This is a genomic window from uncultured Ruegeria sp. (assembly GCF_947489545.1).
GTDB lineage: Bacteria > Pseudomonadota > Alphaproteobacteria > Rhodobacterales > Rhodobacteraceae > Ruegeria.
Genome location: NZ_CANLDZ010000029.1, coordinates 1 through 13,978, shown reverse-complemented (window position 1 = coordinate 13,978; position 13,978 = coordinate 1). Strand labels below are relative to the sequence as shown.

Annotated in this window: 20 protein-coding genes and 1 pseudogene; 7 read left to right on the top strand and 14 right to left on the bottom strand. The window is 57.4% G+C overall.

All coding sequences use genetic code 11. The features are described 5' to 3' along the window. Positions 1 to 15 precede the first annotated feature (15 nt). From Q1B13_RS24340 to groEL, 3 genes and pseudogenes are all read right to left on the bottom strand, one after another. On the bottom strand, positions 16 to 279 hold the full coding sequence (locus tag Q1B13_RS24340) for a hypothetical protein (protein ID WP_299085234.1): 264 nt from the start codon (positions 277 to 279) through the stop codon (positions 16 to 18). Positions 280 to 375: 96 nt separating this feature from the next. Continuing rightward, entirely contained in the window at positions 376 to 564 is a 189-nt protein-coding gene (locus Q1B13_RS24335) for a hypothetical protein (RefSeq protein ID WP_298938068.1), read from the bottom strand. A gap of 336 nt (positions 565 to 900) precedes the next feature. Continuing rightward, positions 901 to 1,965 (bottom strand): annotated as a pseudogene (groEL, locus tag Q1B13_RS24330) (chaperonin GroEL); the annotation flags it as partial. A gap of 510 nt (positions 1,966 to 2,475) precedes the next feature. Here groEL and Q1B13_RS24325 point away from each other — a divergent pair. Next, positions 2,476 to 2,601 carry a hypothetical protein gene (locus tag Q1B13_RS24325; RefSeq protein ID WP_281178064.1) on the top strand — a complete coding sequence of 42 codons (126 nt, stop codon included), beginning with the start codon at positions 2,476 to 2,478 and terminating at the stop codon, positions 2,599 to 2,601. A gap of 10 nt (positions 2,602 to 2,611) precedes the next feature. On the opposite strand, the gene Q1B13_RS24320 is transcribed toward Q1B13_RS24325, so the two are convergent. The 6 genes from Q1B13_RS24320 to Q1B13_RS24295 form a co-directional block, all read right to left on the bottom strand. Beyond that, positions 2,612 to 3,091, bottom strand: a complete 480-nt coding sequence (locus tag Q1B13_RS24320) for a hypothetical protein (protein ID WP_298938069.1) — start codon at positions 3,089 to 3,091, stop codon at positions 2,612 to 2,614. Next, the gene (locus tag Q1B13_RS24315; protein WP_298938070.1) at positions 3,088 to 3,357 is read right to left on the bottom strand and encodes a hypothetical protein; all 270 of its coding nucleotides are present in this window, start codon (positions 3,355 to 3,357) and stop codon (positions 3,088 to 3,090) included. Before Q1B13_RS24315 ends, Q1B13_RS24320 begins: the two co-directional genes overlap by 4 nt. A 4-nt stretch (positions 3,358 to 3,361) precedes the next feature. Next, on the bottom strand, positions 3,362 to 4,450 hold the full coding sequence (gene hflC / locus Q1B13_RS24310) for a protease modulator HflC (RefSeq protein WP_299085237.1): 1,089 nt from the start codon (positions 4,448 to 4,450) through the stop codon (positions 3,362 to 3,364). After that, positions 4,447 to 5,514 carry an FtsH protease activity modulator HflK gene (gene hflK, locus Q1B13_RS24305; protein ID WP_298938072.1) on the bottom strand — a complete coding sequence of 356 codons (1,068 nt, stop codon included), beginning with the start codon at positions 5,512 to 5,514 and terminating at the stop codon, positions 4,447 to 4,449. The genes hflC and hflK overlap by 4 nt, the downstream gene beginning before the upstream one ends. 107 nt (positions 5,515 to 5,621) lie before the next feature. Then, positions 5,622 to 5,966, bottom strand: a complete 345-nt coding sequence (locus tag Q1B13_RS24300; protein WP_298938073.1) for a hypothetical protein — start codon at positions 5,964 to 5,966, stop codon at positions 5,622 to 5,624. Further along, on the bottom strand, positions 5,963 to 6,277 hold the full coding sequence (locus tag Q1B13_RS24295) for a hypothetical protein (protein ID WP_298938074.1): 315 nt from the start codon (positions 6,275 to 6,277) through the stop codon (positions 5,963 to 5,965). The genes Q1B13_RS24300 and Q1B13_RS24295 overlap by 4 nt, the downstream gene beginning before the upstream one ends. Positions 6,278 to 6,549: 272 nt before the next feature. Here Q1B13_RS24295 and Q1B13_RS24290 point away from each other — a divergent pair, with 272 nt between their 5' ends. The 3 genes from Q1B13_RS24290 (at position 6,550) to Q1B13_RS24280 (ending at position 7,789) form a co-directional block, all read left to right on the top strand. Then, positions 6,550 to 6,975, top strand: coding sequence for a hypothetical protein (locus tag Q1B13_RS24290; RefSeq protein WP_299085239.1), 426 nt, complete (start codon positions 6,550 to 6,552; stop codon positions 6,973 to 6,975). Beyond that, on the top strand, positions 6,972 to 7,385 hold the full coding sequence (locus Q1B13_RS24285; RefSeq protein ID WP_298938076.1) for a hypothetical protein: 414 nt from the start codon (positions 6,972 to 6,974) through the stop codon (positions 7,383 to 7,385). The genes Q1B13_RS24290 and Q1B13_RS24285 overlap by 4 nt, the downstream gene beginning before the upstream one ends. 215 nt (positions 7,386 to 7,600) lie before the next feature. After that, positions 7,601 to 7,789, top strand: a complete 189-nt coding sequence (locus Q1B13_RS24280) for a hypothetical protein (protein WP_298938077.1) — start codon at positions 7,601 to 7,603, stop codon at positions 7,787 to 7,789. A 59-nt stretch (positions 7,790 to 7,848) separates the two neighbouring features. On the opposite strand, the gene Q1B13_RS24275 is transcribed toward Q1B13_RS24280, so the two are convergent. Beyond that, complete coding sequence (locus Q1B13_RS24275; protein ID WP_298938078.1) at positions 7,849 to 8,583, bottom strand: Crp/Fnr family transcriptional regulator; 735 nt, start codon at positions 8,581 to 8,583, stop codon at positions 7,849 to 7,851. 151 nt (positions 8,584 to 8,734) lie between these two features. Here Q1B13_RS24275 and Q1B13_RS24270 point away from each other — a divergent pair, with 151 nt between their 5' ends. After that, entirely contained in the window at positions 8,735 to 8,971 is a 237-nt protein-coding gene (locus tag Q1B13_RS24270; RefSeq protein ID WP_298938079.1) for a hypothetical protein, read from the top strand. Between the two features lie 138 nt (positions 8,972 to 9,109). Here the strand turns inward: Q1B13_RS24270 and Q1B13_RS24265 are convergent, their stop codons facing one another. Then, a complete protein-coding gene (locus Q1B13_RS24265; protein ID WP_298938080.1) occupies positions 9,110 to 9,460 on the bottom strand; it encodes a hypothetical protein in 351 nt (116 codons plus the stop codon). 251 nt (positions 9,461 to 9,711) lie between these two features. On the opposite strand from Q1B13_RS24265, the gene Q1B13_RS24260 reads away from it, so the two are divergent. Continuing rightward, positions 9,712 to 10,317: a shikimate kinase gene (locus Q1B13_RS24260; RefSeq protein WP_367180727.1), complete on the top strand. Its 606-nt coding sequence runs from the start codon at positions 9,712 to 9,714 to the stop codon at positions 10,315 to 10,317. A 255-nt stretch (positions 10,318 to 10,572) separates the two neighbouring features. On the opposite strand, the gene Q1B13_RS24255 is transcribed toward Q1B13_RS24260, so the two are convergent. The 3 genes from Q1B13_RS24255 to Q1B13_RS24245 form a co-directional block, all read right to left on the bottom strand. Then, on the bottom strand, positions 10,573 to 10,935 hold the full coding sequence (locus Q1B13_RS24255; RefSeq protein WP_299085247.1) for a DUF1428 domain-containing protein: 363 nt from the start codon (positions 10,933 to 10,935) through the stop codon (positions 10,573 to 10,575). A gap of 98 nt (positions 10,936 to 11,033) precedes the next feature. After that, positions 11,034 to 11,294 carry a hypothetical protein gene (locus Q1B13_RS24250; protein WP_298938582.1) on the bottom strand — a complete coding sequence of 87 codons (261 nt, stop codon included), beginning with the start codon at positions 11,292 to 11,294 and terminating at the stop codon, positions 11,034 to 11,036. A 181-nt stretch (positions 11,295 to 11,475) separates the two neighbouring features. Further along, the gene (locus Q1B13_RS24245; protein WP_298938581.1) at positions 11,476 to 12,342 is read right to left on the bottom strand and encodes an NmrA family NAD(P)-binding protein; all 867 of its coding nucleotides are present in this window, start codon (positions 12,340 to 12,342) and stop codon (positions 11,476 to 11,478) included. A 278-nt stretch (positions 12,343 to 12,620) separates the two neighbouring features. On the opposite strand from Q1B13_RS24245, the gene Q1B13_RS24240 reads away from it, so the two are divergent. Continuing rightward, complete coding sequence (locus Q1B13_RS24240; protein ID WP_299085249.1) at positions 12,621 to 13,643, top strand: IS110 family transposase; 1,023 nt, start codon at positions 12,621 to 12,623, stop codon at positions 13,641 to 13,643. Positions 13,644 to 13,978: the final 335 nt, after the last annotated feature.

Below are 13,978 nucleotides of genomic sequence, written 5' to 3'. Positions count from 1 at the left end.
CTCCAACCTTTGGTTTCAGGAGTCGGTTTCAGGATCCGTGAGGTTGCCAAGCTCGACGGCGATAGCCATTTCCTCGTCGTCGACAAGTCCATCACCATTTGTGTCGATGTCGCCGAACACTTCCTCGGTAAGTTCAGGATATGAAACCTGAAGCTCAGCGAAGGACGCCATGCCGTCGCCGTCAGTATCAATTTCGGCAGACATTGCATTGGCGGAGAATGCGGCGAATGTCATGAGGGCAGCTACGAGACTTACATTTTTCACGTTTTTTCCGATCAAGGTAGGGCAATCCATCATGGATTGCGGTTCAGGTCCCGGCGTATTGCATTCCGCATTTGCGCAAACTGGCCCGGGTCTTCACGCGGCCGTTATTAATTACGCAAGGGCTTTCCTGGCTGCGTCGAGTTCGTGTTTCGTCTTGATGTCGTCATTCGCTTTGTGCGCGGCTTCAGCAGCGTTGTAATGTCTCCAGGCCTGCGTTCGTTTTTCACCGAAGGGTGCGCCTCCACAGCTGGCTTTAACGGACTTCATCTTTTCCGAGATGGTATTGGGTTTGAGTTTCATTGTGGTGTCCTTTCCTAGGCACTTCGAGAAAGAGCGGCGCGCGAAAGAAGAATTTCTTTTTTAAGGAACTGCCACTTGCGCGCCGCTTAAAACCTCGAAAACACACTTCCTGCTGAATTTTCAGCGGGCATATTCTAGCTAGCTTACATTCCAGTTTTCGACACTTACACAGATCAGCTTGGAGCGATATAATGTCAGAAAGCGGAGCCTTCAGACATGGTCTAATCAGGGGGAAAGCGACTAAAAAAGCCGGGTCGTTGGTGCGGGCCGTTTTCAGAAATATGCTGCTCGCGGCTCATAAAGATTGGTTCCAAGGCCGCGAGCAAAAATTCGCTTCTACATCATGCCTTCCATACCCTCCATGTCGGGTATACCGTGGCGGTTCGGCTTGGCGGGTTTGTCCGCCACCATCGCTTCAGTGGTGACCAGCAGGCCGACAACCGATGCCGCATATTCCAGCGCGATCCGAACAACCTTTGTCGGATCAATGACACCGGCCTTCAACATATCGCCGTACCGGTCGAGCTGCGCATCATAGCCGAACGTCTTGCTGGCGTTCTCAAGTACTTTTCCAGCAACGACCGAGCCATCAACACCGGCGTTTTCCGCAATCTGGCGCAACGGTGCCTGAAGGGCTTTGCGGATGATCTTGATACCCGCATCCTGATCCGCGTTGTCTCCTTTGAGCCCTTCCAGAACCTTGCCCGCATGGACAAGTGCAACGCCACCGCCTGGTACGACGCCTTCCTGGACAGCCGCACGTGTTGCGTTCAAGGCGTCATCAACCCGATCCTTGCGCTCTTTCACTTCAATCTCGGTCGCGCCACCAACTTTGATCACCGCAACGCCGCCCGCCAGTTTGGCCAGCCGCTCCTGCAGTTTCTCCTTGTCGTAGTCAGAGGTGGTCTCTTCGATCTGGGCGCGGATTTGGGTGATACGCGAAGCGATAGCTTCTTTGTCGCCCGCGCCGTCGATCACGGTTGTTGTGTCCTTGGTAATCGTGATTTTTTTGGCATCGCCCAGCATGTCCATCGTGACATTTTCAAGCTTGATGCCCAGCTCTTCGGAAATCACCTGTCCACCGGTAAGGATGGCAAGATCTTCCAACATCGCCTTGCGACGATCTCCGAAACCGGGCGCTTTGACACCAGCAACCTTCAGGCCACCGCGCAGTTTGTTCACCACAAGGGTTGCGAGCGCTTCGCCATCAATGTCCTCGGCCATCACCAAGAGCTGCTTGTTCGCCTGCATGACTGCCTCAAGCAAAGGCACCATGGGGGCCAGAGACGTCAGTTTCTTCTCGTGCAGGAGGATGACGCAGTCTTCCAGGGTCGCCGTCATCTTGGCGGTATACCGGCTGCCCCGAAGAAACACGAGGGTCTCGAAAGGCAGATCCTGGACCGCGTGCTGCTGCGCGCCAGGGGACGCGGGATCGGGTCGGCCATAGTCGCGGAAGATGCCATCCGTTGACAGCGCGAAGTCGCCCGCCGGAGCCAGGAGGCGCGTACACCAGTTGCCGAAGCCGTCGCGGTAGCTTTCGAGCGGCACGCTTGGCGACGTCACGAGGTAATCGGCACGCTCCAGATCGCCAAAGCGCGAGTAGTGGACGTTCAGCATCGCAATCAGCGGCGTCGGCTGCGGGAAGCTGTATCGCAGACGACACCCGATGCTGACCCGCATGCCAGACACACGGCCGCGCCTGGTCATGTCATGATTATCTTGCAAGGATGAGCGTTCCCAGGCATCGGGCCGGTGCCATCCTGCGCAAGGACGGGGAAGGCCAGGGACGCTATCACTCCAGCCATGATGGCCAGCCTCGAGATCAACCTTGCCAGCGGGTGTCTCATCGCCGCTTGCTTCTTGGCGGACCAGAGTCCGCCGGTTGCAGCGCGAGTTTTCGATAGCCCAAGCGTGAGCGTTCCAGTCAGCCGTCGCGTGGGCGCGGGCGGCGGCGGGGAGCCCCTGGAATTCGATCTGGATGGCATTCCTTCGTTCTCGGCCACCTGGATCGCGAAGTCCGGCGGAACTGTCCGATGAGTACGACCGGTCATCGGGGCGACAACTTGTGCAGGGCCGCAGCGGCAAGAGCATGTTCCTTCTGGTGGTAGTCGCCGCGGAACTTGCCATCGATCTTCACCTCCCAGATGCCGTTCCTTTCGCGCACCTGAACTCCACCGCGGTGCGGTGGCCAGTTCATGGAAGACCCCTTTTCTCCTCTGCCTTTCGCCGACACGGGTTTCTTGTCGGTCAATTTCGGCTCCTTCGCGATGGGCGCGCGCTCCTCTCCGAGAAGCATCACGGCGCGAATGAATTCTTCCGCGTAGTCGTCGGTTTCGCGGTGATCATGCTCGTGCCGGGTCAATCTCATCGGTTCTACGAACCGTTCTCGGAGGTGGTCGACGAAACGCGGCTCGGTACGTGCCATGTAAGCGATCAGGGCCTGCAGAATCCGTTCATGGGCCAACACGCGCCGTTCAAGATCGGTCGTCTCTGCGGCCGTCCTGGTAAGATGTTTGACTGATGTCATAGCGTATTGTCCTCCTCGCTGCGCGGTGCGACGCTGGATGTCGTGTCCTCGAGTGTGGGCAGGCAGGCCCTCGCCTCATCGCGATCCAGATCTTGCCATCCACCTACCAGCCAAGCGCAAATCGTGCGCTGAGGCAGGTTAGGGGCACGGAAATTAAGTGGGTTTGTCTTGCTAAGAAGCGGAAAGAAACCGACCTCGGTGGTCCAGATGTCATTGACGTGCTTCCCGATTGATACACTCAATTCATGCTTGAAACCTTCCACCATGAACCTATCGGCCTGCTTCGACCTCCGTCTGTGTCACGATTGGCGTCGCGGGGTCTTGCGCTGGTCGGGCCCTGCCGATTGACGCCACGCCACCGTCGCTTGGAACGCTGCCCGGATCGCGGATTGGGTTTGCCTCGCCCTGCATGCCGCGCAGGAACTGGAACAGATCGCTGTCCGTCGTCAGGACAAGCGTTGTATCGTCGGAGATCATGTCGCCGTAGGCCTGCATGGTTCGGATGAAATCGTAGAATTCGACCGAAACGGCATCGACATTGTAGGCGCCCGCATAGATTGCTGCTGCTGCGGCATCGGCGGCACCACGGATTTCCTCGACGGCGCGATAGGCTTCGGACTGGATCTTGTTCAGATCCCGCTCCCTGTTGCCTTGAATACGGGCCGCTTCACCGTTGCCTTCGGACAGGAATCTTTCGGCGATCTGCCGGCGCTCAGAGATCATGCGGTCATAGATCTTGGGTCGCACGCTCTCATTGTAGTTTATGCGTTTGAAACGAATGTCGAGAAGCTCAATCCCGAAGACGCGCACCTTCTCCGCCGCCGCCTCGAAGATCTGCTGCTCGACCAGCGCCCGCCCCTTCGTGATGGGAACCAGTGCGCCAATGTCCTGCGCAAGCTCCTGATCAGTCAGAAGCGTGTCCCGAAGCGGTGTCCGGCCCCTGGTCGTGCGCACAATCTCGATGAGTTCGTGCTTGGCGACGGCGTTCCGCGTCTCGCTGCCGAGGATATCATCGAGGCGCGACTGGGCGCTGCGCTCGTCGCGCAGGCGCAGAAAGTACTGCAGAGGATCGGTGATCTTCCAGCGCGCGAAGAGATCGACCGAGATATAGAGCTTGTCTTTGGTGGGCATGTCCGATGGCGAACCGTCCCACTCCAGAACCCGGCTGTCGATCCGGTTAACCTCCTGAACGAACGGGATTTTCAACTTGAGACCAGCCTCGGTGATCGGCGCGCCGACCGGCTTGCCGAACTGGGTGATGATGGCCTGTTCGACCTCGCCGACCGTGTAGACGGCGGATGACACAGCGACGACCCCGGCAACCGCGATTCCCGAGGCAATAAGCGAAAGGGTCTTCATGGTTGATCTCCTGTCTGTCGATCCAGATTCAAAAGCGGGAGGATGCTTGCTGTGGACCCGTCGACAATGATCTTGGAACCAATTCCCGGCAGAACATCCTGAAGGGTTTCGATGTAGATCCGGCGCCGGGTCACTTCGGGCGCCAGACGGTATTCCGTCAGGAGGGCCGTGAATCGGGCCGCATCGCCCTCGGCTTCATTGATCCTTCTCAAGCGATAGCCATCGGCTTCGCGGATCCGCTGGTCCTTTTCGCCTTCGGCTAGAGGTATGACGCGGTTGTATTCGCGGCGGGCCTCGTTGATGATCCGCTCTTTTTCTTGCTGCGCCTGATTGACCTCGTTGAACGAGGCCTGAACGGGTTGGGGCGGATTGATATTCTTCAGCTGCACCTGATCGATGCTGATGCCCATCGCGTATTTGGTCGCGAGCGCCTGCATCTTCAGCAGGGCTTCGCTTTCGATTTCCTGGCGCCCGACGGTGATCACCTCGTCGACTGTGCGGTCTCCCACAACTTCGCGCATGACGGACTCCGAGACGTAACGCAGGGTCGCGCTCGGCTCACGCACCTCGAACAGAAATTTCCGAGGTTCGGAAATCCGGTACTGCACCACCCACTCCACGAGCGCGGCGTTGAGATCGCCAGTCACCATCTCGGTCTCGCGGCGACCGTCCGTCGGGCTCTGATAGGGATCGGAGGCACCCGGGGTCGTGAACCCGAACTCTTGTTTCAGCTGGCGCTTGACCGGGACCAATGTGGTCACGTCGATCCCGAACGGGATCTTGAAGTGCAGCCCCGGAGGGACCTCGGTCGCGTACTTCCCGAACCGTTGGACAATCGCAACGGAGTCGCTCGGCACCGTGTAATATGAGGACCACGCCCCAAACGCCGCAAGCGCAATGGCGGCCCCGATTGCAAGACGCTTCACCGGTGGCAGACCGTCCGGCAGGATGCCGTGCAGCCGATCCCGGCCCCGCCTGAGAATTGCGTCAACCTCAGGGGGAACGCGGGTCTGCTTGTTTTTCCAAGGTCCGCGATCTTCCGGTCCATTGTCATCAGAAGGCATTGCAAGCTCCTATCTCGGTTTTGGCACTCGGTGCGATGCCTGGCTCGCGCGTTTGACGGTGCGACCCGTTTTGCGCCATCACATCATCGGCTCTGAACAGCATGACCTCAGAGGTCCAGTTCCTTCAGGCAGGCTTGCGCAATGTCTCGGTCTGGGGCATCGGTTCCTGGCATCGTCGCCCAGCCGACTGTCATGAGAGCGTCGCGCCTCTGGTAGGTCGAGGCTGCCCGGATCGTTGCAAGCTTGTCCGCCCGAGCCGGGTCTGACCGCGCCATGTCGAGGCAGACCGGTACCATTGAGGCGACGACATCGTTACGGGACATCGCCACCGCCCGGTCATTCGAAGTGCCGCCGGTCACCCAGCCACCCCATGAAAATCCGACGACGCCGACAAAGACAGCACCGATCACGGCACCATAGATGCCGGGTTTGAGCCATTCGGGAGCATTCATTTCAAGTCCTCCTGCGGAGAAAGCGCCGCTTCGCTGTGGTTGTTCATCTCTGTCGGACCTTGATCCCGGCTCAGCGCCTCATTCAGGTCGCGCTCTGATATCGTGTGCAGTTCCATCCAACCCGCCCGATCCCCTCTGCCAGGAACGGTCATATGGGTCGCCGTCCTCTGATACGTTTCGAAACCTTGCCCGCGGAGAAGTTCCTCCTGAATCAAGACTTCGTAGTCCCCGGCCGGAAGTTCGTCCGGAAAATCGGCTAGGCTGAACGGGTGCAGGAAAGTCACCCTCAAACTGGATGAACGCACGCTCATCTCTGGCCTCCACGATTTTGGCAGATTTGTCGCTCGCCACTGTTGACGGCCCCTTGGTTTCCGGACCTGACCAGTCGAACGATTTCTCCTCTTGTACATCGGAACCGTACCACTGGTGCTGACACATATTAGTCCCGGACGCCGCGCGGGTAGCGAACTCCCTGGAGAGGTTTGCGGGCACTGACCTGTGTAAGGGCGCGGGGACCGACCTCCGCGTACACTTTGGGAAACAGGGATGATCTGCATTCCTGCAACCCTTGAAAGGATTGGCGATGGCCGTCCCCAATGTTCTCAACCCGCACCCGCCCGAGTTCGATCGGTTTCTCTATGCATCCGTCGGCGAGGACCGGAACGACAATGCCGTGACTGTGCTCTCTACGCTCGCGCGGCTTGGCCTCGATCCATGGAAAGAAACCGCTGAACTGGTCACGCTTGGGCGCGACGCCGCGCGCGCGCGATTGGGGGCACTGCTTGCCCGATTTCAGGACGTTCCTGCGCTCGCCAGCGATCACGGGAGGGTCGCACGAGACCTGAGCCAGCTGCTTCCCGAAGGCCGGACGTCAGGTAGCCTGAAGCGAGCTGCCTCGACCGTCGCAGACGGCCACCCGGGCAAAAGCGGAGCGATCTGGGCGGTACTCGCGATCATCTTCCTTCTATTTCAGATGTTCATGGTTGGCGGGTCGGGGTCAGGCGAATGACCGTATCAAACGCGACCGCGAGGAGACCGGCACATGCAGCGCACAAGTCTGGTACGCTTTCTCCAAAAGAACAGGGCATACTCTGGGACATGGAGGAACACTTCTGGACCAGTGGCGCCGAGAACGCGCGGGCAACAACAGCGACCAACGCAGTCATGGTCTTCCCCTATCCGCCCGGCATCCTCCAGGGTGACCAGATCTGGACCCACCTTCGTGAAAGGACCGGCTGGCGCTCCGTTGTCATGGCCGAACGGCGCGTGATGCGGTGTCATGACATCGCCATTCTTACCTATCGCGTCTCGGCAGAGAAACCCGATGTGCCGATCTACAAGGCCCTCTGCGCCTCGACCTATCTTAACGATGACGGGACTTGGGTAAGGATTTCCCACCAGCAAACTGCGGTGACATGAGAAGCGCAGAGGCAATCGACCTGCCGCGGCCGCCAGGACTAACCTGCGTCAGTACGGCGTGGCACCAACATCGGTTAGGTGGGACGTGCCCGCCGAGTATTTGGCGGTGCATCTTTTTCCGAGTACCCGAGAAGCGTGTGGGCTTGCCGATCCCAAAAGGGTCGGCATGTCGGCGCGCTTCTTATTCTCGGAATGTCCAGGAAAGGACAATTCCAATGACTCCCGAACAGAACACGACTGCCGAGAAGATGACGTCCGTGAAGGCCGCGTGGGACAAGGCACCTGCTGGTCCGAAGAAGGACACGGCGCTGAAGCACTACCAGGCAGCCGAGAAAGCCAACACGGCGAAGAACGACGCCGACACCAACAAGGAACTCGATGCGGCGACCCACGCGCTCGCTTGATGTCCAGCGTCTGACCTGAACACCGGGGCCGCCCGCCGATCAATGGCCGGCGGCTCTTCTTATTTCAAGAGTGGCCCGGTTTGGTCCAGATATGCGGGATCGAACTCGGCAAGTTCAACCAATCCACTGTAGTCATGAAACGTCACATGTTTGTCCCGAAACGTCACCAGCCCACTCTCGCGAAGCTGCCGAAGGACGCGATTCACGTGAATCGCACTAAGCCCCAGGGCATCTGCCATGTGATACTGGGTCAGCGGGCAGTCATACCCTTCCTCAGTCCCCATGCCCACCAGCGCCAGCCGCGACCCCAGCTCCAGCAGAAAATGCGCCATGCGGGCCTCCGCATCACGCCGACCGATCCCGACGAGATGTTCCACCACCATCGCCTCATCCCTTGACACCGCCCAGAGTATGGCTGTCGCAAGCCGCGGCGTCTGCGCGAAGGCCGCCAGAAGGTCGCTCTTCAGCACTTCGGCGGCCTCGATGTTAACGATGGGTTCGAAGCTGTGGTCCGACGTGCGCAAGAGAACGCTCCGCAGCCCGAGAAAATCTCCTGGCACCTGGAAATCCACGATCTGCCGGGTCCCGTCGGCCTGCAGTTTGTAGGAACAGACCCAACCCGCGGACAGAATATAAGCGGCCTGAGCCGACTGGCCCTGATGCACCATATCACGCCCCGCTACGAAGGAGCGGCGACGCTGATGAAGTCGTTCAAGCACGGCCAGCTCGACCTCCGACAGGGCGACGAAGGCCGAGAGCTTGCGGGTCAGGGGACTGTGTTCTATCGATTTCATGGGGCCTCACCAAGTGTCGCGGACCCAAAAGCAGAAACCGGCTCGGACACTGCTCTGGATCAGTCCAGCATAGAGCACTTTCTGCGACAAGTACGCGTGTATTTGAGCCTCACCTTCTCTCAGGTTCACGATGCCAAGGAAGGAAACTCAGATGTCCACCGCAAGCGAACATGCAGGCCAGGCCGCCCTATCGATCTGCGAGGCGCTCCTGCTTGCCATGAACGATCGCGGGGTGCTGCCGGAACACGAGATCGTGGGGGTACTTCGTGACGCCGCGGCGACCCATGTGAACGCCCTTGGCACCGAACTCGAAATGGAAAGGCACCGGGTCGTCGCCGAAATGATCAACGCCATCATCGCTGGCGGGAACTCTGTTCGACGCCCGTGATGCAATACAGCGGCGGTCGCAATCCGCAATCTCGCAGTAGAAGCCGAACAGGCCCGCTGGAATGTCCGAAATCAATGCCATGGGCGGCATAATGAAACCCGGCTCAATGCTGCGATCCAACGACGCACGACAGAGTTTCTACTGGCAAGAAACGTCGGTATCCGTCCGACCATTTGAAATCACAACAAACATGACATTGGAGGAAATCAGATGTCCAAAGGCAACAAGAAGCGTGGAAATCGTGAAGTGAAGAAACCGAAAAAAGTAAAGGAGCAGGTCCCGGCGACGGCTGATTTCGCCAAGGAAAAGACGCCGCTCAATATCGGGAATAAACGGAAGTAAACGCTGATATTCGGCGTACAAAGGACCAACCTCAATTGCTTGCCGCCTCAGCTTCGCAACGAAGACGATACTGTGCGATAGAAACGTGAACACCTGTTGTATACGACGCCCCACAAGCATCTGATATTCCGTCGAAATCGCCACCATCCATCACCGGAAAGACGCAAAAACCATCCTCGAATGACCGCTTCATACCAGCCTTCAGACTTTGGTGCACATTGCAGCATCGGTCAAAGTGGGCTCGCTGCGGCATTTCTCTGCGGCGTGCCCGAGCTGGCGCGTTGAGCCCCTACCGGACCTTCCCAAACTACTTGATCTCTGCGGGTGCATGCGTCCGGTAAGCGGACCGAAGTTGACTTTCGCTGCGGCGGCTCCAACGTCCGCGAAAGCTGCTTTAGATGCAATTACGAGCGTGCGGGCGCAGTAGTCGTCGGTATAGTGTTCATATGGATCTTCACGTTTTTCTCATTGGACCAGGTGGAGTCGGCAAGACCTCATCCGGACCCCATCTTGCAAAGCTCCTTGGTCGCGAGTTCGTAGATTTGGATGAGATATTCATGTCGGGACCTGGGCATATCGGGCGCTACATCAAAAATTGCGGTTACGCTCAATATGTGCGCGAAAACTCTAAACTGTTCTTCGAGCACATCTACCAACGCACTTCACCCTGTGTTTGCGCTCTTTCTTCTGGCTTCTTAATCGCTGAAGAGGAAGTTGAGATTGTTGAGTTGAATAAGTCAGCGGTTAAGAAAAAAGGGCATTCAGTTTTACTTTTGTCCCATTCGGACCCGGATGACTGTGCAAAAATTGTTGTGGCCCGTCAGGTTGGGCGCGGCCTCAATCTGAGGCAAGAGATCGAGCTTCCGAAATTTTTGGCACGTTTGCCGGTTTATCTGTCGCTCGCAGATCAAGTTACGGTTTTTCGGGGCCGACCCGAAGGTGCTGCGCATTCAATCTTTACCCAGCTTAACGACGCACAGAGCCCGACAGCGGACATCTGTTGATCGTGCAGCATCCGTCACTTTGGGCTCGGAGCAGCCATTCTCTGCAGTGGGTTCAGACAGGTGGTTTGAGCCCTTACCGGACCTTCATCCCACTTTGAGGCTTCGCTCGTGCAGAGGGTCGCAAACTGCACATTCCGGACGTTCAAATTCCAGTACCGCATGGCAAGTGAGCGGATTTTACGGACGTTGGCGCCTGAGAAGCAGAGGTCTGCTTTCGAATGAGCCCATGCCCGGTATGGGCTATTATGTTGCAGATCAATCTGTCTCAATGGGTGTGGACATGATCGGTCTGAAGCATCCCACTATGAGACGTTTCTGGTCAAAAGGTATCTCTTCCTGAGGGTTAAATCGAGGGTCTTCAGACATAGCCTTTTCAACAGCATCGACGCTCGACTTGTCTGGCCACTTTTGCCACGAGAACACTATCTTTTCACCAGGCTTAGCGCCGACAGCACGCCGAAAGTCCGTGTGTGTTCCGTCAGGGACGTCGTCTTCCCACGATTCAACGACTTCTAGGCAACCATATTCCGTCAGCAGTTCTACGGAGCGTTTGGACCAATCTCGATAAGCTTCCAACTTTTCTTCGGGAACGGGGATTACAAAACCGACGATATACATGGTTGCCTCCATCAGATGTGTGTCGGGTCTTACATTACCACTTTCCTCTTTTGTCCACACACTTTGTCGCGTACTCAACGGCCATTAAAGGCCTTCCATCACCATTGATTGCGGCCGTCCAGAAGTTCGACCGGTAAAGCCCGAACATCGACATCATCGAGGAGCCAGAGATTGACCGCAATGCGCTGCGTTTGGTTCTCCCCGGTCTCATCCATGGCGCTCCAGTCGGGTGTCTTCGACCAAGTTGAGCATCCGCAGCGCCCACAGAAGTGATGGTGGTTCATGCCAGACGGTGCATAGTCACGACGTTCACTGTCCGCCGCGATGACAACGTCATTGGGTTGGAAATAGCCCCACAAAACGCCCCTCTTTGTGCAGAATGTGCATGTGCAAGCGGTGGCCTTTTTAGGCAAGTGTGGAATCGTGAGACGAGTAGCACCGCAATGACAAGTTCCAACATGGGTCATCGGCGTTCCTTTATTGTCTGTTCGAAGATCAACGTTGACGTTCGACCTTCCGTTTCTCTGAAAGCCACAAGCCTCATTGAATTGAGTGGCCGATGATGGATCGTATGTATTCACTTAAGGTTGTGTCACCGCGCGAAGGCGCGTCGGCTGTATCTGTCTCTCCGTCAATCACAGCTCCGGTCATGCAGGCATAGGATGCAGCCGCTTCCTTGGAAAAGCCGAACTGGCGGAATGTCTGTTCCAGCTCGCCACGCTGTATCTCCTGAACTTCGACAGGGCGACCTAAGGCGTCAGAAAAGACCTTGGCCACGTCACGCGGCGTATAACGGTTTGGCCCTTCGATATGGAGCGTTCCGGTGTTGCTGACAGGCTCGGTCAGACGGCGGGCGGCTACGCGGCCAAGATCATCTGGTGACACCATGGGCAAACTCAGCTCGTCTGGGAAAAAGCTCGGCAAAGTTCCGGTTTCGCGCACTATGTCGAGCATGCCGGTCCAGTTGCTCATGTAGTAGGCCCCGCGGTTGATGGCTGTCGGGATAGGCTGTGCCGCGAGCCTTTGTTCGAACTCATGCAGCACAGTTAGATCCCCGCATGGCTTTCCCGGCCGCGCACCGTAAGTCGATTGCGCCACAACCTTTTCAAGGCCAGAGCCGTCCAGAGCTCCGATGATAGCGGCAACATTCGCCCGTTCTTCAGTATCTGTGTCACTCGATGGATCAGCCGGTGGATTAAGCAGAAAGGCACGCGTTCCGCTTCGAAACACATCGCGCAAAGCAGTGAGGTCCCGAATGTCGGCAACAGCGACCTGTGCGCCTCTGTTCTTCAGCTCGTCAGCATGGCTTTCGTCGCGTGTGACCACAGTGACCTTCTGGCCTTGTTTCAACAACGCATGAGCCGTTGCAGACCCGACCTGTCCAGTCCCTCCAAGAATGATATGCACGACGCACCTCCTTCGCTTCCACGTTTTGCTTGCGGTGTATCACACCGACCTGCCAAAACCTGTCAGTAGAGGTGAGGCCAAGCCGTTACTCGCGTTTGGCCCGCTTTCCACGCTCGACTTCGGTTGCAAGGGGTTCCATCCTTGTCCGCCTATTTCTTACGGACACTAGCGTCGGGGGCTGTCGTCAAACCTGATGGGGTGGATGGCTCCTGCTCCAACCGGCGTCGCAATGCGCCATACTGCAGGTGTCAAAATCTGCTTATGAGAGGAGCCACCCCATGCAAGTTACCACAATTGGCGTTGATCTGGCCAAGAACGTTTTCCAAGTCCACGGGATCAGCGCGACCGAAGAAGTCGTGTTCAACAAGCCATTGCGACGAGCGCAATTTCTGTCGTTCTTTGCAAAACTGGGCCCCTGCTTAATCGGTATGGAGTCGTGCAGCAGTGCGCATCATTGGGCCCGCGAACTTACCGCATTGGGTCACGAGGTTCGGCTGATCCCGCCGATGTATGTGAAGCCATACGTCAAACGTGGAAAGTCGGATGCCATCGATGCCGAGGCCATCTGCGAGGCTGTGACCCGACCGACCATGCGCTTTGTGGCCGCCAAAACGATCGAACAACAATCTCGGCTGTCACTCCATCGTGCCCGCGATCTTCTGGTGCGCCAGAGAACGCAACTCATCAACAATCTGCGTGGCTTGGTTGCTGAGTTTGGCATCTTCATTCCAGGAGGTCTCGCCCGGGTGATTGGCTTTGCTGAGGATATCACACTTGGTGAGGTTCTCGATTTGCCCGACATCGCCAACGAAGTGATCCACAATCTGTGCGAACAACTCATGGCTTTGCATAAAAGGGTCCGCTGGTACGAAGAACGCCTGAAGCAAGTGGCCAAAGAAGATGAACGGGTGCGCTTGTTGCGCACAATCCCGGGCATCGGTGCGGTAACGGCCTCTGCGATCATCGCCAGCATCGGCGATGGGCATCAGTTCCGAAACGGCAGGGAATTTGCTGCCTGGTTGGGTCTGACACCCGCAAACAAATCCAGCGGTGGCAAGGAGAAGCTGGGGCGGATCACCAAGATGGGCGATCAGTATTTGCGATCTTTGCTTGTTGTCGGCATGACATCATTGGTCCGACAAACACGGTCACACCCTGAACGCGCCAGCAAGTGGCTGACATCACTACTCGAACGCAAACCCGCGCGTGTCGCAACTGTCGCAATGGCTAATAAGACAGCCCGGATCGTCTGGGCAGTACTCACCCGCAACGAACCTTACAGCCCACGCGCTGTAGCCTGAGACGAAAGGAACATCGAGTTAGCAAGACCCGCGAGATGATGGTGCATAAGTCTGCCGCCAAAGCCAAGAAACTCCGCCGAATGGCGCGGACATAATAGTCCGTAAAGCCGATAGGAACTTGGTTTGCGGAACCCATCCACTGCCCGGCAGGGCATTGCGAAGCAATGTCCCGAGAGGGAGGGCCAGCGGTCAAAACCGCGCAAACAGGCCGGACACATGACTGCTTCTGACAAAATGCACAAATCAGATCAAAAAGGACTTGCTCTGCAGGAGCCAATGGTATGGACCCCGCCGCCCTCGGGCGGCGATCATTGCGCATTTGCAAAGCAAGGAGA